General features: G+C 65.5%; 12 protein-coding genes and 1 pseudogene. 10 read left to right on the top strand and 3 right to left on the bottom strand.

Annotated features, from left to right (window positions below):
• Positions 1-48 precede the first annotated feature (48 nt).
• Together ACVW17_RS33630 and ACVW17_RS33625 are read left to right on the top strand one after the other, a co-directional pair.
• Complete coding sequence (locus ACVW17_RS33630; RefSeq protein WP_456798355.1) at positions 49-5,865, top strand: transglutaminase family protein; 5,817 nt, start codon at positions 49-51, stop codon at positions 5,863-5,865.
• A complete protein-coding gene (locus ACVW17_RS33625; protein ID WP_456798354.1) occupies positions 5,862-6,740 on the top strand; it encodes a transglutaminase family protein in 879 nt (292 codons plus the stop codon). Before ACVW17_RS33630 ends, ACVW17_RS33625 begins: the two co-directional genes overlap by 4 nt.
• A 25-nt stretch (positions 6,741-6,765) precedes the next feature.
• Here ACVW17_RS33625 and ACVW17_RS33620 read toward each other — a convergent pair whose 3' ends face one another.
• A complete protein-coding gene (locus tag ACVW17_RS33620) occupies positions 6,766-8,268 on the bottom strand; it encodes a diguanylate cyclase (RefSeq protein ID WP_456755878.1) in 1,503 nt (500 codons plus the stop codon).
• 1,204 nt (positions 8,269-9,472) lie between these two features.
• The gene (locus ACVW17_RS33615; RefSeq protein ID WP_456798353.1) at positions 9,473-11,179 is read right to left on the bottom strand and encodes a methyl-accepting chemotaxis protein; all 1,707 of its coding nucleotides are present in this window, start codon (positions 11,177-11,179) and stop codon (positions 9,473-9,475) included.
• Positions 11,180-11,530: 351 nt separating this feature from the next.
• On the opposite strand from ACVW17_RS33615, the gene ACVW17_RS33610 reads away from it, so the two are divergent.
• The 4 genes and pseudogenes from ACVW17_RS33610 to ACVW17_RS33595 all read left to right on the top strand — a co-directional run bounded on the left by ACVW17_RS33610 (position 11,531) and on the right by ACVW17_RS33595 (position 18,110).
• Entirely contained in the window at positions 11,531-12,913 is a 1,383-nt protein-coding gene (locus tag ACVW17_RS33610) for an ethanolamine ammonia-lyase subunit EutB (RefSeq protein WP_456798352.1), read from the top strand.
• A gap of 129 nt (positions 12,914-13,042) precedes the next feature.
• Positions 13,043-14,631: pseudogene (locus ACVW17_RS33605) on the top strand (B12-binding domain-containing radical SAM protein).
• A 4-nt stretch (positions 14,632-14,635) separates the two neighbouring features.
• Positions 14,636-15,430: an ethanolamine ammonia-lyase subunit EutC gene (gene eutC, locus ACVW17_RS33600; RefSeq protein ID WP_456798351.1), complete on the top strand. Its 795-nt coding sequence runs from the start codon at positions 14,636-14,638 to the stop codon at positions 15,428-15,430.
• Positions 15,431-15,725: 295 nt separating this feature from the next.
• Positions 15,726-18,110, top strand: a complete 2,385-nt coding sequence (locus tag ACVW17_RS33595; protein ID WP_456798350.1) for an efflux RND transporter permease subunit — start codon at positions 15,726-15,728, stop codon at positions 18,108-18,110.
• Positions 18,111-18,191: 81 nt separating this feature from the next.
• Here the strand turns inward: ACVW17_RS33595 and ACVW17_RS33590 are convergent, their stop codons facing one another.
• Entirely contained in the window at positions 18,192-18,695 is a 504-nt protein-coding gene (locus ACVW17_RS33590; RefSeq protein ID WP_456755872.1) for a hypothetical protein, read from the bottom strand.
• Between the two features lie 405 nt (positions 18,696-19,100).
• Between ACVW17_RS33590 and ACVW17_RS33585 the strand changes: the two genes are divergently transcribed.
• The 4 genes from ACVW17_RS33585 to hpnE all read left to right on the top strand — a co-directional run bounded on the left by ACVW17_RS33585 (position 19,101) and on the right by hpnE (position 22,497).
• Positions 19,101-19,340, top strand: a complete 240-nt coding sequence (locus ACVW17_RS33585) for a hypothetical protein (RefSeq protein ID WP_456755871.1) — start codon at positions 19,101-19,103, stop codon at positions 19,338-19,340.
• 195 nt (positions 19,341-19,535) lie between these two features.
• Positions 19,536-20,414 (top strand): squalene synthase HpnC, encoded by an 879-nt coding sequence (gene hpnC / locus ACVW17_RS33580; RefSeq protein ID WP_456798349.1) that lies wholly within the window; start codon positions 19,536-19,538, stop codon positions 20,412-20,414.
• Entirely contained in the window at positions 20,411-21,247 is an 837-nt protein-coding gene (hpnD, locus tag ACVW17_RS33575) for a presqualene diphosphate synthase HpnD (protein WP_456755869.1), read from the top strand. Before hpnC ends, hpnD begins: the two co-directional genes overlap by 4 nt.
• Positions 21,247-22,497, top strand: coding sequence for a hydroxysqualene dehydroxylase HpnE (gene hpnE / locus ACVW17_RS33570; protein WP_456798348.1), 1,251 nt, complete (start codon positions 21,247-21,249; stop codon positions 22,495-22,497). Before hpnD ends, hpnE begins: the two co-directional genes overlap by 1 nt.
• The last annotated feature ends 119 nt before the right edge of the window (positions 22,498-22,616 follow it).

The following is a 22,616-nucleotide window of genomic DNA, read 5'->3' as shown; positions in this document are numbered from 1 at the left end:
TACCGGAACCAGTGTTCTGCTCAAAAAAGCTGCTGGAGTCCTCGGTCCGTGTCGATCTTCGTCGCACTGCATCACGTCACGCACTACAAATACGACCGGCCGATCGATCTCGGGCCCCAGACCATTCGGCTCCGGCCGGCGCCGCATACCCGCACGCCGATCCTGAGCTATTCGCTCAAGGTCACGCCATCGAATCACTTCGTGAACTGGCAGCAGGACCCGCAGGGCAACTGGCTGGCGCGCTATGTTTTTCCGGAGAAGGCGACCGAGCTCAAGGTCGAGGTCGATTTCACCGCGCAGATGACGGTGGTCAATCCGTTCGACTTCTTCGTCGAGCCTTACGCCAACAGCTTTCCGTTCGAATACCCCGCCGACCTCAAGACCGAGCTCGCGCCCTATCTCGAGACCGACGAGCCCGGGCCGTTGCTCGCGGCGTATCTGAAGGGAATCCCGCGCCAGGCCGACTCGACCGTCAATTTCCTGGTCGAGCTGAATGCGCAGCTGCAAAAACAGATCAGCTATGTCATCCGCATGGAGGCCGGCATCCAGACGCCGGAGGAGACGCTGGCCGCGGGCTCCGGCTCCTGCCGCGATTCGGCGTGGCTCCTGATCCAGGCGCTGCGCCATCTCGGGCTCGCGACGCGTTTCGTCTCCGGCTATCTCATTCAACTCCGGCCCGACATCGATCCGCTCGAAGGGCCGCGCGAGGTCGAGAGCGATTTCACCGATCTGCACGCCTGGGCCGAGGTCTATCTGCCCGGCGCGGGCTGGATCGGGTTCGACGTCACCTCCGGCATGCTGACCGGCGAGGGCCACATCCCGGTCTGCGCCACGCCGCATTACCGCTCGGCCGCGCCGGTGACCGGCACCGCGGGCATCGCCAACACCGAGTTCGGCTTCGACATGAGCGTCAAGCGGATCCGCGAGGCGCCGCGGATCACCCGGCCGTTCTCGGATGATTCCTGGGCACGGCTCGACCGGGTCGGCGAGCAGGTCGATGCCGACCTGACGGAGCACGACGTGCGGCTGACCATGGGCGGCGAGCCGACCTTCGTCTCGATCGACGATCCGGAATCGCCGGAATGGAATGTCGCCGCGGTCGGTCCGACCAAGCGGGCGCTCGCCGACGATTTGATCCGCAAGCTGCGCACGCGGTTCGCGCCGGGCGGGCTGCTGCATTACGGCCAGGGCAAATGGTATCCCGGCGAAAGCCTGCCGCGCTGGGCGTTCGGCCTCTATTGGCGCAAGGACGGCAAGCCGATCTGGAAGAATGCCGACCTGATCGCAAGCATCGAGAATCCGCGCAAGGCGGAGGTGGCCGATGCCGAGCGCTTTGCCGTCGGCACCGCGAAGAAGCTCGGGCTCGGCGCCGACTATGTCATGCCGGCTTATGAGGACCCGGCGTTCTGGCTGCAGCGTGAAGCCGGGCTGCCGCCCAACGTCACGCCCGATAACTCCAAGCTGACCGATGCCGAAGAGCGCGCGCGCCTGGCGCGGGTGTTCGACGAGGGACTGACGACGCCGAAGGGGTTCGTGCTGCCGATCCAGCGCTGGACGCCGCTTGCCGACAAGATCCCTGCGCGCTGGCGCAGCGAGCACTGGAAGATCCGCCGCAGCCATCTGTTCGCATCACCCGGCGATTCCCCGCTCGGCCTGCGGCTGCCGATCGGCTCGCTCGAACATGTCCCGCCCGAGGACTATCCTTACATCATCGAGCAGGATCCGATGGCGCCGCGCGAGGCGCTTGCCGATGCGGAGCTGAAGCAGGCGCTCAAGGATATCCCCGAGCCGCTGCCGGTGCGCACCGCAATGGCGATCGAAGTCCGCGACGGCGTGCTTTGCGTCTTCATGCCGCCGGTCGAGAAGGTCGATGACTATCTCGAGCTGATCACGGCAATCGAGGCGACCGCCGAGGAAACGCAGCTCGCGGTCCATGTCGAAGGCTATGCACCGCCATACGATCCGCGCGTCGAGGTGATCAAGGTGACGCCCGATCCCGGCGTGATCGAGATCAACGTGCAGCCGGCGCAGAGCTGGCGCGAGGCCGTCGATATCACGCTCGGCCTCTATGAGGACGCCGCGAAGACACGGCTTGGGGCCAACCGGTTCCTGATCGACGGCCGCCACACCGGCACCGGCGGCGGCAACCACATCGTGGTCGGCGGCAGCAAGCCGGAGGATTCCCCGTTCCTGCGCCGGCCTGATCTGCTCAAGAGCCTGGTGCTGTATTGGCAGCGGCATCCGTCGCTGTCCTATCTGTTCTCCGGTATGTTCATCGGCCCGACCAGCCAGGCGCCGCGCATCGACGAGGCGCGGCACGATGGACTTTATGAACTGGAGATCGCGCTGGCGCATGTGCCGCCGCCGGGCATCGATGCGCCGCTGTGGCTGGTCGATCGGCTGTTCCGGCACATCCTGGTCGACATCACCGGCAACACCCATCGCGCCGAGATCTGCATCGACAAGCTCTATTCGCCCGACGGCCCGACCGGCCGGCTCGGCCTGGTCGAATTCCGCGCGCTCGAAATGCCGCCCGATCCCAGGATGTCATTGGCACAGCAGCTTCTGATCCGCGCGTTGATCGCAAAACTGTGGCGCGAGCCGCAGCAGGGCAAGTTCGTGCGCTGGGGCACCGCGCTGCATGACCGCTTCATGCTGCCGCATGTCCTCTGGGAGGATTTCTTAGGCGTGCTCGCCGAGCTCAAGCAGTCCGGCTACGACGTCGAGCCGGAATGGTATCAAGCCCAGCTCGAATTCCGTTTCCCCGCCTTCGGCCGCGTTCATCATGGCGGCGTTGGCCTCGAACTGCGGCAGGCGCTGGAGCCGTGGCACGTGTTGGGCGAGGAGGGGACGTCGGGCGGCACGGTGCGCTATGTCGATTCCTCGGTCGAGCGGTTGCAGGTGAAGGCGACCGGATTCGTCGAGGGCCGCCACGTCATCACCTGCAACGGCCGGCGGATGCCCATGACCGAGACCGGCCGCTCCGGCGAGGCGGTCGCCGGCGTCCGCTTCAAGGCCTGGCAGCCGGCCTCCGGCCTGCATCCGACCATTCCGGTGCACGCGCCGCTGACATTCGACCTGATCGACACCTGGAATGGCCGCTCGCTCGGCGGCTGCGTCTATCACGTCGCCCATCCCGGCGGCCGCAATTACGAGACCAAGCCGGTCAATTCCTACGAGGCCGAGGCGCGGCGGCTGGCGCGCTTCCAGGAGCACGGCCATACCCCCGGCAAGATCGAAACGCCGCCGGAGGAACGCACAACTGAGTTTCCCCTTGACCCTCGACTTGCGGACGCCGCTCCTGCACTAATTGGCTGCAGGGGAAGTGGAATGACCGTGTCGGGTGGCCAAAGCGGCGGCAGTCAGGAGAGCAGGGCCCGTCCCGGCCAGCGCCGGATGGCGCAATGGACCCGCGACTACGTCCGGCTGCCCGGCATTCCCGACGAATATATCGCCGAGAACGGCGCGCCGCGGCCGGCCTGGGCCCGTTTCTTCGACGCCTTTGCCGCGCTGTCGCCGGCCGATATCGAGCGCCGCTTCGCCTCCGCCGATCGCCATCTGCGCGAGGCCGGTGTCACCTACCGTACGCCCGGCGATACGTCGGACCGGATCTGGCCGCTCAGCCATCTGCCGCTGATCATCGACGCCGCCGACTGGCGCCAGCTCGCCGCCGGCGTCGCGCAGCGCGCGCAGCTTCTGGAAATGGTGCTGGCCGATCTCTACGGCGACGGCCGTCTCGTTGCTGACGGCGCGATCCCAGCGGCGGCGATCGCCGGCAGCAGCGAATATCTGCGCGCGGTGAGCGGCATCAAGCCGCCGGGCGGCCGCTATCTGCATCTCTATGCGGCCGACATCGGCCGCGGGCCCGACGGCCGCTGGTGGGTACTCGGCGATCGCACGCAGGCGCCGTCGGGCGCGGGCTACGCGCTGGAAAACCGCCTGGTGCTGTCACGCGCCTTTTCCAATCTCTACAAGTCGATGAATGTCGAGCGCGTCGCGCCGTTCTTCGAGGCGTTCCGCGATTCGCTGCGCGCCAGCGCCGACCGCGACGAGCCGCGGATCGGCCTGCTGACACCAGGCGCGTTCAGCGAGACCTATTTCGAGCACGCCACGCTGGCGCGCTATCTCGGCTTCCTGCTGGTCGAGGGCGACGATCTCGCGGTCTCCGGCGATCGCATTCATATCCGCACCGTTGCCGGATTGAAGCGGCTCGACGTGCTGCTGCGCCGGGTCGATTCCAACATGCTCGATCCGCTCGAGCTCGATGCGTCGTCCTATCTCGGCGTGCCCGGGCTCGTCGAGGTGCTGCGCAAGGGCGGCGTCGTGGTCGCCAACATGCCGGGTTCCGGCGTGATGGAGGCGCGGGCTCTGCTCGGCTTCCTGCCCAACCTGTGCCGGCGCCTGCTGAGCGAAGACCTGATGATGCCGCATATCGCGACCTGGTGGTGCGGCCAGAAATCCGCCCGCGAGCAGGTGCTGTCGCGGCTCGACGAATTCGCGATCGAGGGCGCCTATGGCCGTGGCGTGGCGGATTTTCCGGGCCACGGTCCGGTACTCCCCGGCGAATTGTCGGCCGCGGACCGCGATCGCCTCAAGGATGCGATCAGCCATCGCGGCATCGACTATGTCGGCCAGGAGCTGGTGCGGCTGTCGACCACGCCGGTGTGGGAGAACGGTCGGATCACGCCGCGTCCGTTCGTGCTGCGGGTGTTCGCCGCCGCGACGCCGAACGGCTGGACCGTGCTGCCCGGCGGCTTCTGCCGGATCGCCGACCGGGCCGACGCGCGCGCGGTCTCGATGGGCGACGGCGCGGTGTCCGCCGACGTCTGGGTGGTCTCCGACAAGGCGGTGGCGACCTCGACCTTGCTGCCGGCGGTCGATACCGTCCGCATCCGGCGCATCGCCGGCGTGCTGCCGAGCCGCGCCGCCGACAATCTGTTCTGGCTCGGCCGCTATCTCGAACGCGCCGAGGCCACCATTCGCCTGATCCGCGCCCTGGGCACGCCGTTGCGCGATCCGGCGCGCGCCAATTCGAACGGCAACGCGCCGGCGATGCATTCGGCCGAGCGGATCCAGCGCCTGCTGGTGACCTGGGGCGCGGCCACGCAGACCGCGCGCGCCAATCCGGCCAAGGTCGCGCTCGAGGCGTTGCAGAACGAGGAGAAGTTCGGCTCGGCGCTGTCGCTGGTGCGATCGGCGCAGCGCACCGCGACCTCGCTGCGCGAGCGGCTGTCGCCGGACGCCTGGCAGGTCATCACCGAAATGGCCGACCGGCTCGCCATCGAGGTGCACGACGATGACGGCGTCGTCAGCGCCGCCGAACTGACCTTGCAGGAACTCGCGAGCTTCGCGGGTCTCGCGCAGGAGAACATGAACCGCGCCGCCGGCTGGCGCTTCCTCGAGATGGGGCGCCGCGCCGAGCGCGCCATCAACACCACGCGCTTCGCCCGCCAGTTCGCCTATGACGAGGCCGGCGACGAGGATCTCGACGTCCTGCTCACGCTGGTCGATTGCCAGATCACCTATCGCTCGCGCTATCTGGTGCAGCCGCTGCTGACGCCGGTGCGCGATCTCGCGGTGCTCGATCCCTACAATCCGCGCTCGGTGGCGTTCCAGGTCGCGGCGCTGAACGAACATATCGCCGCGCTGCCGAGCCTGAAGGAGCACGGTCTGATCGAGCGGCCGCAGCGGCTCGCGGTTGCGCTGGAGGCGATGCTGACGACGGCCGAAGCCTCGAGCCTCGACGTCAAGACGCTGTTCGCGCTGGAGCAGGATCTGCTCAATCTCGCCGACGCCGTCGGGCTGCATTATTTCCCGCATGGACCGAACGCCAGCCGGCCGGAGAAGCTCACGGGGCTGGCGTGATCTACGACATCCGTCACGTCACGACCTATAGCTACGAGACCCAGGTCAGCTTCGCGCGCTGCGCGCTGCGGCTGGAGCCGATCAGCGGCGACGGGCAGCAGCTGATCTCGCATGCGGTCGAGATCCGACCCAAGCCCGCGGAGCGCACCACCCGGCGCGACTTCTTCGGCACGCTGACCGAAAGCGTCCTGATCGAGACCGCGCATCGCAGCCTCCGCATCGATTCCCGCTCGCGGGTCTCGGTGACGCGGCAGCCGCCGGCGCGTGACGCCGCCAGCCCGTCCTGGGAGGACGTGCGCGATCACGCCTTCGAAGGCTTGAGCCTCGATGCGGCCTCGCCGGTCGGCTACGTCTTTGCCAGTGCGCTGGTGCCGGTGTTGCGGCCCGTGACAGCCTATGCGTCTGCGAGCTTTGCGCCGGGTGGCGGCATCCTCACTGGGACAGCCGACCTGATGCGGCGGATCCGCGGCGACTTCAAATACGATCCGAAGGCGACCGTGATCTCGACGCCGCTGCGCGACGTGTTCGAGAAGCGCCACGGCGTCTGCCAGGACTTTGCCCATGTGATGATCGCGGGCCTGCGCGGGCTCGGCCTGCCCGCGGCCTATGTCAGCGGCTATCTGCGCACCATTCCGCCGCCGGGCCAGCCGCGGTTGCAGGGCGCCGACGCAACCCACGCCTGGGTCTCGGTCTGGTGCGGCAGCGAGCTTGGCTGGGTCGGGTTCGATCCGACCAACGATCTGATGGTCGGAGGCGACCACATCATCCTCGCCATCGGCCGCGACTTCGCCGACGTCTCGCCGGTCGATGGCGTCATCGTCGGTGCGCGCAAGCAGAAGCTCGGCGTTGCGGTCGACGTGCTGCCGGTCGAGTGAGCGGAGCTGGAGGCGAGAACCGCGATCAGGCGACGTGCCGCTTGCCGGATTTGTCCCATCCGATCGGGCTGACGACGACGCGGTCGCGGCCGTCGTGCTTGGCTTGATAGAGCGCAAGGTCCGCGGCCTTGAGCAGATCGCGCGACGTGCGCTCGTGGTCGGGCACGAGGCAAGACACCCCGATGCTGACGGTCGGCAGCTCCTGCTCGGTCTCGCGTGCAGCCGTCAGCTTGGCGCGAATCTGCTCGGCGACATCAAGCGCGCCGGCCTTGCCGATGCCTGGCAGCAGCACCGAAAACTCCTCGCCGCCGTAGCGCGCGCCGAGATCGGTGACGCGCTTGGCGCTGGCTGCGATGCACCGCCCCACGGTGGCGAGCACGGCGTCGCCGGCCTGGTGCCCGTAGGTGTCGTTGAACGCCTTGAAATGATCGACGTCGATCATCAGCAGCGAGACCGGCGATTTCGCGCGCATGCCGCGCCGCCATTCGATGTCGAGGGTGTCGTCGAGGCGGCGGCGGTTGGCGAGGCCGGTCAGCGCATCGGTGCTGGCGAGGTGCGCGAGCCGGCGTTCCGCCGCGGCCCGCCGCTTGAGAGCGGCCAGCAAATAGAACATCAGCACGATCGAGAAGCCGCACAGCGCGGCCACCACGCTGCCGATCAGCCAGACCTGCTGCCACCAATCGGCATAGATGCCGTTGAGTGCGAGACCCTCGGCGATGATCAGGCGATGGCTGCCGACCGCCTGGAAGACGTAGAGCCGGCTGACATGATCGACGAGTGATTTCGTCATGTAGGAGCCGGATTGCCGTGCCGGATACTGCTTGAAGACCAGGGAGTCCTTGATGCTTTGCCCGATCTTGCCGATCTCGAATGGTGCGCGCATCAGCATGACGCCATCGGTGTTGAACAGCGCCATGCTGTCGCCGAGGCCGAAGTTCAGCTTGCGAAACAGATTGTGGAAATAGCTGAGCCGCATGCTGCCGGCGACCACGCCGGCAAACGAGCCGTCGTCGTTGCTGATGCGGCGGCTCAGGCTGATCAGATATTCGCCCTCCGGCGTGACCCAGGGCGCGCTGATGAACAGACCGCGGTCCGGTTGGGTTCGATGCACCAGGAAGAAGTCCCGGTCGGCGAAATTCGCGGTCCGCGGCGTCAATGTCCGGGAATCCAGCGTGACGTCTCCCGCGGCACTCAGCACCAGGATCGAGCCGAGATCCTTGGCGGTGGCGGCGCGGTCGAACAGCACGACCTGGCGAAGCTCCGGGCTGATCTTGGTTAGTTCCGGCAGCTTGACGCCGTCGGCGACCGCCTGCAGCGAGAGGTCATAGAGCTCGATGTTGCGGTCGATCTCGCTGGCGATGGAGGCGACGAGGTTGGTCGCGCCTTGCTTCGCGTGCTGGTAGTCCTTGTCCGCCATCTCCCAGAGGATCGATGCGCAGATCGCCGAAAAGCCCAAAACAAGGCCGATCCCGAGCGCAAGCAGCCGTTTGGTCGGCACCGCCTTCGGCCTTGGCACAAGCCCGTTCATTGCACGCTTCCACTTCCCCCCGCGCCCCCGCGCTTTGACCTTTTCTATGGGGGCATCAAATTGAGAAAGGCGACCCGAAGCGCGGGCAATTTATGTGCGCGCGTTGGCAGAGTCTTAACCATCGGGAGGCGGGGACCCAGTCGCTGGCCTTGGCCTGCGCGCCATGCGCTCAAACGCGAAAGCAGCGCGTAGGATGGTAGAGCGAAGCGAAACCCATCGATGCTTTTGCGCTGCGCGAATGATGGGTTTCGCTGCGCTCTACCCATCCTTGCTACACGTCGCCAATCCTTAGGCGAGTCGTTCGGATTTTCGGAATTTTACTTGACAGCAGACCCAACTCAGATGTTTAATGCGTCTGTCTCGCCCGATCGAGGGGCGCTTCGCGGTCGTCACGAACGCGGGTCGAGATGCGGTGGACGCCGAATGCGCAGTTGACGAACGCGCATGAGGCGGACGGCGAAATCGTGCAGGCCTGACGCCCTAGCGGTAGGTGTCTCTTCCGATTGCGCAAATGCGCGTTGTGAAGACGGTGACAACAAAGCCAAGTCTCGCCGGGGAGAGCACGTATAAGCCGTAAGCCATCGCGCAGGGAAAGCCGGATTGCTCCGGTTACACCTGTGGTCCTACCCCCGTGCTTTCTACCCATTGCTCGGGGCCCATGGGTGCGATCGGCACCCGGCTTTCCCTGCGCCCTCTGTGACAGGAGGGAGGGCGAAACGAAAGAGCAAAGCTCGGACAATTCATGTCGCGAGAACGCGAAGCTATATCCTCATCTACAACTGTCATCGCCCGGCTCGCCGCCTCCGCTAAAGCTTCGGCGCGCCACGGACTGCTTGCCTCGTCGAAGCCTTGGCGTAGACGGGACCGGGCGATCCAGTACGCCGCGGCCTCTCGGCTCAAGCATTACTGCCTCTGGAATACTGGATCACCCGCTTTCGCGGGTGATGACACCGACAGTGTGGCACGTGAATCGAAACCCATTCTCATCGTCGTCCTGGAAAGCCAGGACCCATTGCCCCGAATGAGACTTGTAGCGCGACGCTGGGGCCACAATCCCTACGACGACCAAAATCAGTGGCTATGGCTTTCGCCAGGACGACGAGGGGACAGGTCCAGTCAAGACATCAAACAGCGTGATGACACCGAACACGACATCCCTGACGCAGCCCCGGGATCTGGATTGATCCCAGCAGCCGCTTTGTCGCTACGTCCCCGTCCGCCGCAGGCCGTCGTTGGCATCGCTGCGCAAATTGCGGAAGAACTGCTCGACCTCGCGCGACAGCGTTTCGGCGGTTGCGGTCAGATCGTTCGACGCCGCGAGCACCGCTTCCGCCGCCTTGCTGGTCTGGTCCATGTCGTCGCGGAGCGAGCCGACATTCGCGACCAGGGTTTCGTTGCCCTGGGCCGCCATCTGCGCGTTGGCCGAGATTTCGCGGGTCGCAGCATCCTGCTGGCCGATCGCGCTTGCGATGTTCGCGGTGACATCGCTGATCTCGCGCACAGCCTGGCCGATCTCGCGCACGGCAGCCACCGAGTTGCGGGTGGAGGCTTGGATCAGGCCGACATTCTCGCTGATCTCGGCGGTTGCCTTCGCGGTCTGCCCGGCCAGCGCCTTGACCTCGTGCGCGACGACGGCAAAGCCGCGGCCGGCATCGCCGGCGCGGGCGGCTTCGATGGTGGCGTTGAGCGCGAGCAGATTGGTCTGCTCGGCGATCGCCTGGATCAGGTTCAGCACGCCGTCGATGCGCTGGGTGGTGGCGGCAAGGCTCTCGATCTCGGTGATCGAGCGGTCGGTGCGCAGCCCGGCCTGATCGACCGCGCCGGAGGACTGCTTGACCTGGCGGCCGATCTCCTCGACCGAGGCGGACAGCTCTTCGGCCGCGCCCGCCACCGCGGAGACGTTGCTCGAGGCCTGTTCGGTGGCGCCGGCCGCGGCAACCGCCCGGCCGCTGGCGTCCGCCGCGACGGTCGCGATGGTCTGCGCGGTTTGCCGCATCGTCGCGGCGTTGTCGTGCACCGCGCGCAGCACCTCACCGATGGTGCCGCGGAATGCGTCGACGAAGCTCTCGATGTGCCGGCCACGCGCGTCGCGGGCCGCGGAATCCTGCAGGACTTGCGCGTTCAGGCTGCGGTTGCGCTCCATCGCCTCCTGGAACACCTTGATGGCGCGCGCCAAGGCGCCGATCTCGTCGCTGCGCCCGACATGGGGCACTTCGACATGGTCGTCGCCGTCCGCGACGCGCTTGATGGTGGTGGTGATCTGCGACAGCGGCCGGGCCACCGAGCGGGCGATGATCAGGACGCCGAGCACCACCACGATCAGGGCGGCTGCACCGAGCCCGGTCAGCAGCAGCGCCAAAGTTCGGTTGGCGTCGGTCTGCCGTGCCAGCCGCTTGCTGCGCTCGGCATAGACCTTGGACAGCGCCTCGAGGTCCTTGTTCAGCGCGGTGCGCACGTCGCGGTTGGCGTCGTTGTCGCCCCACTCACGCCCGGCTGCGGCGCCGATCTCGATGCCGCGGCGAACCAGCTCCTTGCGGAATTCGACGAATTGCTCGATGCGCGTCTTGAACGCGGCGAACTGGGCGGCGTCGTCGGCCTGCACCAGGGTTTCCCAGTTCTTCACCACGCCGAGGATGCGGTCGTTGAACGCCAGCAGCCCGTCACCGTATTTCTTCACCGCCGCCGGATCGGTCGACATGTAGATGCCGCGCGATTCCATCACCACGGCATAGACCAGCGAGTTGACCCGCTCGACATTGAGTGCGGCGCGGCTCGCGAGGTCGACGGCCTCGGTCAGCTCGGCGTTGCGCCGCGCGTTGGTGTCGGACAGGAGGGTGATGGCCGCGGTCAGCGCCGCGATCAGCGCAAACGTCGAGTACAGCCGGGCAGCAAGCGAGAATCGGGATGCCATAGGAGGCCGGGATCTGGAGATCGGAGGTGTGACGGGGGCGGACATTGCGGGCACTCCAAGAGGCCGGGGAGTACCGTCGGCCAATTAAAGCTTATGCAAAATGTTCATGGATAATGTCTTAACGAGCGCGGTTTGCGCGGGCCGCAACCGGCTAAATCTCCAAATAATCCCAATGTCTTATGAGGGGCTCCGAACCTCCCGTGTCGCGCCGCCGCCTTGCCGCGCTGTCGAGTGACGGGCCGTCATCATCATCACTCATCAACATCCCGTGCGCGGTGGCAGCGAAGCCGATGGCACGACTTTCGCAAAGAGGTGCTAGGTTACGTTGCCCCTGCCTCGACGCGAACTCCCATGCACTATCGTCACACTATCGACGCCACCAATTACGCATTCGACGATCTGCGCATCCTGCTTGCCAAGGCCTCGCCGCCGCGGTCCGGCGACCGTCTGGCCGGCGTTGCCGCCGACAGCGCGGAACAGATGATCGCCGCGCGGCTTACGCTGGCCGACGTTCCGCTCAAGCAATTCCTCGACGAGCCGGTCATCCCCTATGAGGACGATGAAGTCACGCGCCTGATCCTCGACAGCCACGACGTTGCTGGCTTTGTGCCGGTGTCATCGCTCACCGTCGGCGGCTTCCGGGACTGGCTGCTGTCGGATGCCGCCACGGGCGATACGATCAGGAAGATCTCGCGCGGCATCACGCCGGAGATGGTGGCGGCGGTGTCGAAGCTGATGCGCAACCAGGATCTGATCCTGGTGGCGAAGAAATGCGAGGTCACGACCGCCTTCCGCAACACCATCGGTCTGCGCGGCCGCATGAGTACGCGGCTGCAGCCCAACCATCCGTTCGACGACCCCAAGGGCATCACCGCCTCGATCCTCGACGGGCTGCTGCTGGGATCGGGCGATGCCTGCATCGGCATCAATCCGGCGAGCGACGATCCCAAAGTGATCGGCACCCTGCTGCGGCTGCTCGACGACATCATCGCGCGGCTGGAGATTCCGACGCAGGGTTGCGTGCTCACCCATGTCACCACCACGCTCGGACTGATCGGGCAGGGGCTGCCGGTCGATCTCGTGTTCCAGTCGATCGCCGGCACCGAAGCGGCCAACCGCAGTTTCGGCGTCGACCTGTCGCTGCTGCGCGAGGCGCGCGAAGCCGGGCTGTCGCTGCACCGGGGCACGGTCGGCGACAATGTGATGTATTTCGAGACCGGGCAGGGCTCGGCGCTGTCGGCCAACGCCCATCACCAGGTCGATCAGCAGACCTGCGAGGCGCGGGCCTATGCGGTGGCGCGCGCGTTCGATCCGCTGCTGGTCAACAGCGTGGTCGGCTTCATCGGTCCCGAATACCTCTATGACGGCAAGGAAATCATCCGTGCCGGGCTTGAGGATCATTTCTGCGGCAAGCTGCTCGGCCTGCCGCTCGGCATCGACGTCTGCTACACCAACCATGCCGAGGCCGATCAGGACGACATGGACAATCTGCTGACGCTGCTTGCCGCCGCCGGCGTCAATTTCATCATGGGCGTGCCGGGCGCCGATGACGTGATGCTGAACTATCAGTCGACGTCGTTTCACGATGCGCTCTACATCCGCGACCTGTTCGGCCTGAAGCGGGCGCCCGAATTCGACGCCTGGCTCGCGCGCGTCGGCCTAGCCGGCCAGGACTTCCGCCTTGTTGACGATGCGGAGCGGCTGCCCGATCTCGCGGCCCGGCTCCTGACCTGACGGGATAGCGAAATTCTGCAGAGCAACTATCTCGGCGTTGTGACGTTAGCCGGTGCCACAATGTTGAAGAATTTCTGGCCCAGCGTTCCGTGCCGTGGTTAGATTTGCAGGTGCTTCGGGGTCGTATTGATGAGAGCTGAGGGCATAGAGACAGCACGGCGTATCCTCTGCGTCTTTCCGCGCTATACGTCGTCGTTTGGCACCTTCGAGCACTCCTATCCCCTGACCGACGGCGTCAAGGCCTTCATGCCGCCGCAGGGCCTGCTGCTGATCGCCGCATATCTTCCCGAGAACTGGCCGGTCCGGTTCGTCGACGAGAACCTGCGGCCCGCGACCGCGGAGGATTTCGCGTGGGCGGGATGCCGTGTTCGTCAGCGGTATGCACATCCAGCGCCAGCAGATGAACGACATCTGCCGCCGCGCGCATGAGCATGACCGCGTGGTCGCGATCGGCGGCCCCTCGGTCAGCGCCTGTCCGGACTACTATCCCGCATTCGACTACCTTCATGTCGGCGAGCTCGGCGACGCCACCAATGAGCTGATCCGGCGCCTGGCGGAAGACACCAGCCGTCCCGACCAGCAGGTGGTGCTGACGACCGTCGACCGCCTGCCGATGACGGATTTCCCGCTGCCGGCCTATGAACTCGCCGAGACCAAGAAGTACTTTCTCGGCAGCATCCAGTTCTCCTCGGGCTGCCCCTATCAGTGCGAGTTCTGCGACATCCCCGGGCTCTATGGCCGCAATCCTCGCCTGAAGTCGCCGCAGCAGATCATCGCCGAGCTCGACAAGCTGCGCGCCTGCGGCGCGACCGACACGGTCTATTTCGTCGACGACAATTTCATCGGCAACCGCAAGGCCGGCGAGCGAATTGCTGCCGCATCTGATCGCGTGGCAGAAGCGGACCGGCTATGTGACGCGCCTTGCCTGCGAGGCGACGCTCAACATCGCCAAGCGGCCCGAGATCCTGGAGAAGATGCGCGAGGCCTTCTTCGTCACGATCTTCGTTGGCATCGAGACGCCGGATCCCGATGCGCTGAAGGCGATGCACAAGGATCAGAACATGATGGTTCCGATCCTTGAGGGCGTGCGCACGATCAATTCGTTCGGCATGGAGGTCGTCTCCGGCATCATCATGGGGCTCGACACCGACAAGCCGCAGACCGGCGACGCGCTGCTCTCCTTTGTCGAGGAATCGCGGATTCCGCTGCTCACCATCAACTTGCTGCAGGCGCTGCCGAAGACGCCGCTGTGGGATCGGCTCGAAAAGGCAGGGCGGCTGGTCGATGATGAGGGCCGCGACTCCAATGTCGAGTTCCTGCTGCCCTATGAGGACGTGGTCAGTTCCTGGCGCAAATGCATGGAAATCGCCTACGAGCCGAAGCGGCTGTTCGAGCGCTATCTGCATCAGTGCAACTACACCTATGCCAACCGCATCAAGGTGCCGGTCAGCCCGGAGATGAAGAGCTGGGCCAACATCCGGCGCGGGCTGATCATGCTGCGCAACATCTTCTGGAAGGTCGGCGTGCTCGGCGATTACAAGCGGGTGTTCTGGAAGTTTGCGCTCGGCCGGCTGAAGCGCGGCGACATCGAGGGGTTGATCTCGGCGACGCTGGTCGCACATCATCTGATCACGTTTGCGCGCGCAGCCTCCAGCGGCCGGCAGAACGCCTCGAACTACTCGATCCGGCTGCGCGAGGCATCCGTTCCCGCCGAATAGCAGCATGACCACACCGCCAGCGCCATCGCTCCCTTCGCTTCCCGATCTGCGCGAGCTCACGCCGGCGCGGGTCGGCCTCGGCCGCTCCGGGGCCAGCCTGCCGACCGATGCGCTGCTCTCCTTCACGCTCGATCATGCCCGCGCCCGCGACGCCGTTCACGCCGTCTTCGATGTCGGCGGGATTGCAGCCGGCGCTGCCGGCCTCGGCATCACGCCGCTTCAGGTATCGAGCCAGGCGCACAGCCGGCGCGACTATCTGCGCCGGCCCGACCTCGGGCGCATGCTGGATTCGGCGTCCCGGCGATCGCTGGAGGCTAGCGGCATCACCGCCTGTTCCTGTGCCATCGTGATCGGCGACGGCCTGTCGCCGACAGCGGTCAATGTGCATGCCGTCGAGTTGATCCGGCATCTGTTGCCGCAACTCGCGGCCGACAAGATCGACGCCGCTGCGGTGATCGTCGCATCGGGGGCGCGGGTCGCACTCGGGGACGAGATCGGCGCCATCATCGGCGCGCGCATGCTGGTGATGCTGATCGGCGAGCGGCCGGGCCTGTCCGCACCCGACAGCCTCGGCGCCTATCTCACCTTCGCGCCGCGGATCGGTTTGACCGACGCCGATCGCAACTGCATTTCCAACATCCACCGTGCCGGGCTGAGCTATGCGGACGCCGCATTCAGAATCGCCTGGCTTGTGCGCGAAGGCCTGGCACGCCAGGTCACCGGGGTCGCCTTGAAGGATGAAAGCGGCGGTGGATCGTCACGGAATGCGCTCCCAGGGTGTGGCAAATCAGTTACTTAATGGCTGATATCGGTGGTTCCCCGTCGATTTGGCGCGCCCCGCGCGCTTGCGAGCAAGAGGGCGGACAGGTAAAACCGGCGCCGGTCAATATTCGCGTGTTTTCAAGGACTAGCGCTGGACAATCGCGCTCACCCGCCGCATTCGCGCCCCTGAAGCATGATCCGGAAAAGTGCGTAGCGGTTTTCCGAAAAGATCGTGCGCAAACAAGAAGCTAGAGCGCGATGATTCAATCCGATCTCATCGCGCTTTAGACCCAAGCTAGACAGATTGAGCCGTTTGCAGAACTGGACAGGGCATGCTCGAAAAGAATTCCGAAAGTCAGGTCCACGTCGAGAAGGTTGAAGAGCCGCGCTCGGGGCCCAGCATCGCCTTCGGAATCGAACGGCTCGGCCTGATCCCGATGCGGGCGCCGATCCTGTCTTGCATCGTGCTCGTCCTGCTGCTGATCGGTGCCGTGTTCGGTGTGCACCGGATCAAGATCGACGACTCGCTGTCGCAGCTGTTCCGCTCCGAATCCAAGGACTACAAGCAGTACGAGGCGGTGACCAAGCGCTTCCCGGCGACCGAATTCGACGTCCTCGTCGTCGTCGAAGGCAAGACGCTGCTTGAGCGCGACAATCTCGGCAAGCTCCGTGACATGGTCACGGACCTGCAACTCGTCGAGGGCGTGCGCGGCCTGGTGTCGCTGTTCTCCGCGCGCCAGGCGCCGGAGCCCGGCAAGCTGCCGGCGGCGCTGTTCCCGAACGAGCTTCCGGAGGGCGCGGCCTACGACAAGTTCGTCGAGACCGTCAAAAGCAACGAGATCATCCGCGGCAAGCTGCTGTCGGAGGACGGGACGCTCGCGCTGGTCGTGCTGTCGCTCGAGCCGGAGGTGGTCGGCAGCAACAAGCTCGGCAAGGTGGTCGGCGACATCAGGAAGATCATGGCCGACGACCTCGGCGGCAGCGGGCTCAATGCCCAGTTGTCCGGCGTGCCGGTCATGCAGCTCGAGATCCGCAATGCGGTCGAGCGTGACGGCCTGACCTACAACATTCTCGGCATCCTCGCCGGCTGCGTCATCGCGATCATCTTCTTCCGCAAGATCTCCTTCATGGTGGCGGCGGCGTTCCCGCCGATGATCGCGATCCTGCTCGCGCTCGGCGGCCTCGGCTGGGCCAATTTCAATCTCAACATGTTCCTCAACGTGATGACGCCGCTCATCATGGTGATCAGCTTCTCCGATTCGATGCAGCTGACATTCGCGGCACGCGACCGGCTGATCGCGGGGCAGGACAAGTTCACCGCATTCAAGAACGCGGTGCTGGTGGTCGGCCCGGCCTGCGTGCTGACCCACGGCACGGCCGGCATTTCCTTCATCGCGTTGCAGTTCTCGGATTCCGACCTGATCCGCAAATTCGGCGAGGCCGGACTTGCGGCGACCATCATCGCGCTGGTCGCGGTGCTCTCGCTGGTGCCGGTGTTCGGCATCCTGCTGGTGCGCAACGAGAAGGTTTTCGCGGTCAAGTTCCAGAGCGCCGATGCCGGCGTCCAGGCGCTGCGCAATTTCTGCTACTGGATCGCGGTGCGCATGGTCGGCCGTCCCGGGCTGTTCAGCCTGCTCGCACTGATCGTGGTCGGCGGTCTCGGCATCATCTACGCCAATCTCGAGCCGCGTTACCGGCTCGCCGACCAGGTGCCGGACAAGCGGCAGGCGGTGGCGGCGTCAGGCCGGCTCGACGCCAAGCTGACCGGCGCCAATCCGGTCGACGTCCTGATCGAATTCCCCAAGGGTGAATCGCTCTACTCGCCGGAGACGCTGAAGACGATCGCCGACGTGCATGCGATGGTCGAGGACAGTGCCGGCGTCGGCAACGTCTGGTCGCTGGAAACCCTGCGGCGCTGGCTCGCCGAAAAGGCCGGCAGCAACGATGTCGCGACGCTGAAGGAATATGTCGGCGTGATTCCCGAACATCTCGTGCGCCGTTTCATCTCGAAGGATCAGGATGCCGTCGTGGTGTCGGGCCGGGTGCCTGATCTGGATTCCAGCCAGCTGTTGCCGGTGGTGAACAAGCTCGATCACTCGCTCGACAAGGTGCGCGCCGAGCATCCCGGCTACGAGATCGCCGTCACCGGCCTGTCGGTGATTGCCGCGCGTAACAGCGCCAACATGATCGAGAAGCTCAACCGCGGCCTCACGGTGGAATTCGCGCTGGTCGCGATCTTCATCGGGCTCGCGTTCCGCTCGGTCGTGGTGATGTTCTCCTGCATCCTGCCCGGCATCTTCCCCGTGGTGCTGTCGGGCACCGTGCTGTGGCTGCTCGGGGAGGGGCTGCAATTCGCCAGCGTGGTGGCATTGACCGTGTCGTTCGGCCTCGGGCTTTCCGCCACCATCCACTTCCTCAACCGCCTGCGGCTGGAGACCAAGCCGGACGTCACGCCGGAACTTGCGGTGGAGCGCGCCACCGTGCTGGTCGGGCCGGCGCTGATCCTGACCACGGTGGTGCTGGCCTGCGGTCTCGTCGTCACCGTGTTCTCCGACCTGCCGTCGCTGCGCCTGTTCGGCTGGCTCAGCGCATTCTCGATGGTCGCAGCACTGGTCGCGGACCTGTTCATCCTGCGGCCGACCTCGATGTTCCTGATCAACCTGTCGCAGAAGCTGCGCGGCAGAGGCGGCCAGCCGGCGCCGATCGAAAAGGCCTGATGCTCCGATCAACAAAAGGCCCGGTTCCGACGCGTTCGGAACCGGGCCTTTTTGTTGGCCGGTGAAATTGGCCGCGGAGCGTCAGCTCTTCGTCATCGTGATCGAGACGCCGCGGATCTCGCCCTTGGAGTCGATCTGCACAACCTGCTTGGAGCCGTTGGTCTGCAGGTTCAGGTTCGCGGCAAAGCCGGAGGCCTCGACGAACACGTCGATCCGTCCGCCGCCCGCGGTGCCCTGCAAATTGCCGAAGATGTTGCGGCTGGCCTCGCTCCAGTTGCCGGAGATCCGGTCGCCCTGGCTGGTGACATCGCTGGAGAGGTCGAACTTGTAGCTGTCGCTGGCGCAATGCAGGGACTGCTTCAGGTTCATGCCCGACGGCGCGACCTTGTAGTCAGCCTTGCAGCGAATCCGTTCCGTGGTGCCGTTGGACAGCGCCACCGTGCCTGTGCCGGTCCACGAGCCGGCAAAGCCGGCAAAGGGGCCGCTGGCCTGGGCGTGGACGGCGGAGGCAGACAGCATCAGTGCGGCGCCGACGCCCACAGCCCTGAGAGCCTGACCAAAAAGGCTGGAACCAAACCGTTTCATTGTGAATTTTCCCATCAAAATCAACGCCTCCTGCGCAAGAAAGCGTCTCGCCGCATCGAAGGTTTAGTGTCACCGAAGAATGTTAGGTTCAAACGACAGCAGCGCCGTCCCCGCGCCTCTACTGTCATCGAACAGAATCAGAAACCGCACCCCTCATGACCGCATGTAGCTTTGCGCAAGTGCTGTCCGCAATGGTCAAACGCGACAAAGTGATGGCACAAATCACTTTTTTGAATCAATAGCTTATGCGGGGGTTTACAGCGCCGCAAATTTAGCCGCATTTAGCGGTGCTTGTCGTCAATCCGTTGCCGCGTTACGTGGCGTCTGCAATCCCCAAAATCCGTCCCGGCCTTGCCGAAACGCTTTCGGGAACAGATTTTCTGCTGTCGGAAATGAAGGAATACGATGCGTAAATTTCTCTTGGCACTTGCCCTGTTGTCGATCCCGCTCGCGTCCAGCGCCGTCGCCCAGCAGCAGCAGGGACGCGGTACACCCGATGAGCAGAAGGCCTGCACGCGTGACGTGCAGCGTCACTGCCGCGCCGTGATCGATCAGGGTGATTTCACCATTCTCGCCTGCCTGCAGCAGAACCGCAGCAAGATCAGCGCCGCCTGCGACCAGGTTCTGAAGACCCACGGCCAGTAAGACTGAATTCAGGTCTCGAGGGATCGCTATCGGCACCGCGGCTGGCAGCCATGCCGGCCGCGGCCGCATATGCTGGCGGTCACAGATGGCATTGGTTTTGGTGGCGTATTCCCCTATATGGGGCTCGCAAATCCCCCGCATGCGCCGGCCGTTCGCGCCTGCGTCGTGCCATGACCAGTGTAGCCCAAATTTCCCATGACCACCGCGAGCGACCTGCGATCCGGAAAGACCCATCGCGACGAGAATTTTCCCGTCGCGTCGTGGATCATTCATCCGCGGCATCGCGCCCTGATCCTGGCCTTCTATAATTTCGTCCGCACCGCCGACGATATCGCCGATCACGCGACGCTGCCGGCCGATGAGAAGCTGCGCTATCTCGACCTCATGGAGGCCGAGCTGCTCGGCAATGGCGAGACCCAGAAGGAAGCGGTCAATCTGCGCCGGGCCTTCGCCGAGCGCGGCATGCCGCCGCGGCACGCGCTCGACGTGCTGGTGGCGTTCCGCCTCGACGTCACCAAGCTGCGCTACGAGACCTGGGACGACGTGATCGACTATTGCCGCTACTCGGCGATGCCGGTCGGGCGCTTCATGCTCGACGTGCATGGCGAGGATACCTCGACCTGGGCGGCGTCGGATGCGCTGTGCGCCGGGTTGCAGATCAACAACCATCTTCAGGACTGCGGCAAGGACTACCGCAATCTGAACCGCGTTTACCTGCCGCGCGATGCGCTGGCTGCCGCGGGTGCGACCGTCGAGATGCTCGGCGAGACGAAGTCGCAGCCGGCCCTGCTCAAATGCCTGCAGGCGCTCGCGGTGCGAACCGAGGCGCTGCTCGACCGGAGCAAGTCGCTCGCCGCCGAGGTGAAGGATTTCAGGCTCGGCCTCGAGATCTCGGTGATCCAGGCGTTCGCCGACAAGATCGTCACCATGCTGAAGGTCCGCGATCCGCTCAGCGAGCGCGTGCATCTGAGCAAGGTTGAACTGCTGCTGCAGAGTCTCGGCGGTGTCGCCGGCGAGACCGCGCAGCGCGCAACCGGCCGCCGCGCGGCATCCAGGACGGCGGCAGGCGCATGAGTGTCGAGGCGGCGGCCAACGCAAATTACGGAAGCACCGCGTCGGGCAGCTCGTTCTACGCCGCGATGCGCATCCTGCCCCACGCGCAGCGCGAGGCGATGTTCCAGATCTACAGTTTCTGCCGGCAGGTCGACGACATCGCCGATTCCGACGGCCCGCGACCGGAGCGGCTGGCGGCGCTGCAGCAGTGGCGCGACGATATCGACGCGCTCTATGCCGGCCATCCGCCGGAGCGGCTGAAGGACTATGTCGGATCGGTGAAGGCGTTCGGCCTGAAGCGCGAGGATTTCGTCGCGATCGTCGACGGCATGGAAATGGACGTGCCGCAGGACATCCGCGCGCCGGATCTCGCAACGCTCGATTTGTATTGCGATCGCGTCGCGAGCGCGGTCGGCCGGCTCTCGGTGCGCGTGTTCGGCCTGCCCGAGGAGGACGGCATCCAGCTCGCCTATCACCTCGGCCGCGCGTTGCAACTCACCAACATCCTGCGCGACATCGACGAGGATGCCGGCCTCGGCCGGCTCTATTTGCCGCGCGAATGGCTCTGGCATGCCGGCATCACCAACAACGACCCGGCCCGCGTCACCGCCGACCGCGCGCTGCCGAAGGTGTGTGCGCCGCTCGCCGAGCGCGCCAAGATGCATTTCCAGAAGTCCGACGAGATCATGAAGCGCAATTCGCGCCGTGCCGTGCGCGCGCCCCGGATCATGTCGAAATACTACCGCGCGATCCTCGATCTGTTGATCGCGCGCGGCTTCGCCGCACCGCGTGAGCCGGTGCGTGTGTCCAAGGCGGCCAAGATCGGCATTCTTCTTCGTTACGCGATCATCTGATGCAAAAGACCGTTCATATCATCGGTGCCGGCATTTCCGGCCTCTCCGCTGCCGTGCGGCTCGCCAATGGCGGCTACAGGGTGGCCGTGCACGAGGCGACGCAGCAGGCCGGCGGCCGCTGCCGCTCCTATTTCGACGCCGCCACCAATCTCACCATCGACAATGGCAACCATCTCTTGCTGTCGGGCAACCGTCATGCGCTGAGCTATGCGCGCTCGATCGGCACCGAGGCCGGCCTGGTGGGACCTGCGCGCGCGCAGTTTCCGTTCGTCGATCTGGCCGGCGGCCAGCGCTGGCAGCTCGATCTCGGCGATTCCCGCCTGCCGCTGTGGGTGTTCGACGAGGCGCGCCGCGTGCCGGACACCACCCTGCGCGACTACCTCGCGTTGGCGCCGCTGGCCTGGGCCGGCACCGGCGCGCTGGTCGGCAACACCATTCCCTGCAAGGGCACGCTGTATGACCGGCTGGTGCAGCCGCTGCTGCTCGCGGCGCTGAACGTCGATCCGCCGGAGGGCTCGGCCGGGCTCGCCGGCGCCATCGTGCGCGAGACGCTGCTCGCGGGCGGGCAGGCCTGCCGTCCGCTGATCGCGCGCGACGGTCTGAGCTCGGTGCTGATCGAGCCCGCCGTCAAGCTGCTGCAGGAGCGGGGCCACAGCGTCCGGTTCAGTCACGAATTGCGTGCGCTCGTCATGGCGGGTGATCGCGTCAGCGAGCTCGACTTTGGCAATGGCGACAAGATCGCGCTGGCGGCCGACGATGCCGTCGTGCTCGCGGTGCCGCCGCGCGCCGCGGCATCGCTGCTACCCGGCCTGAAAACTCCGACCAAATTCCGCGCCATCGTCAATGCGCATTTCCGCGTCGATCCGCCGCGCGACGCAGCGCCCATTCTCGGCGTCGTCGGCGGCCTCGTCGAATGGCTGTTCGCGTTCCCGCAACGGCTGTCGGTGACGATCTCGAACGGCGACCGCCTGGTCGACATGCCGCGCGAGGAGCTTGCGCAGGCGGTCTGGCGGGATATCTGCAAGGCATCCGGCGTATCCGGCGACTTGCCAGCCTGGCAGATCGTGCGTGAACGCCGCGCCACATTCGAGGCGACGCCGGAGCAGAATGCCCTGCGTCCGGGGCCCGCAACGGCGCAAAAAAACCTGTTCCTTGCCGGCGACTGGACTGCTACCGGGTTGCCGGCGACCATCGAGGGGTCGGTGCGATCCGGTGATCGCGCCGCCGATCTGGTTCTGGCCACGCGCTAGATTCGACCTGCTGGAGCATTTTCGAGCGAAGTGGTCACCGGTTCGCGTCAAGAAAATGCGACCAACAAATGAATGAGAACATGATCCGATTTGATCGGATCATGTTCCGGAGCGGCCGC

It is taken from the genome of Bradyrhizobium sp. USDA 4473 (genome assembly GCF_054063335.1).
This window is presented reverse-complemented; position numbering and strand designations above follow the sequence as displayed.

What these genes read in the sequence shown, in the direction of transcription:
- ACVW17_RS33590 (WP_456755872.1), bottom strand. Translation starts at nt 18,695, where the DNA reads ATGAAACGGTTTGGTTCCAGCCTTTTTGGTCAGGCTCTCAGGGCTGTG.
- ACVW17_RS33585 (WP_456755871.1), top strand. Translation starts at nt 19,101, where the DNA reads ATGCGTAAATTTCTCTTGGCACTTGCCCTGTTGTCGATCCCGCTCGCG.
- hpnD (WP_456755869.1), top strand. Translation starts at nt 20,411, where the DNA reads ATGAGTGTCGAGGCGGCGGCCAACGCAAATTACGGAAGCACCGCGTCG.
- hpnE (WP_456798348.1), top strand. Translation starts at nt 21,247, where the DNA reads ATGCAAAAGACCGTTCATATCATCGGTGCCGGCATTTCCGGCCTCTCC.
- ACVW17_RS33595 (WP_456798350.1), top strand. Translation starts at nt 15,726, where the DNA reads ATGCTCGAAAAGAATTCCGAAAGTCAGGTCCACGTCGAGAAGGTTGAA.
- hpnC (WP_456798349.1), top strand. Translation starts at nt 19,536, where the DNA reads ATGACCACCGCGAGCGACCTGCGATCCGGAAAGACCCATCGCGACGAG.
- ACVW17_RS33610 (WP_456798352.1), top strand. Translation starts at nt 11,531, where the DNA reads ATGCACTATCGTCACACTATCGACGCCACCAATTACGCATTCGACGAT.
- ACVW17_RS33615 (WP_456798353.1), bottom strand. Translation starts at nt 11,179, where the DNA reads ATGGCATCCCGATTCTCGCTTGCTGCCCGGCTGTACTCGACGTTTGCG.
- ACVW17_RS33620 (WP_456755878.1), bottom strand. Translation starts at nt 8,268, where the DNA reads ATGAACGGGCTTGTGCCAAGGCCGAAGGCGGTGCCGACCAAACGGCTG.
- eutC (WP_456798351.1), top strand. Translation starts at nt 14,636, where the DNA reads ATGACCACACCGCCAGCGCCATCGCTCCCTTCGCTTCCCGATCTGCGC.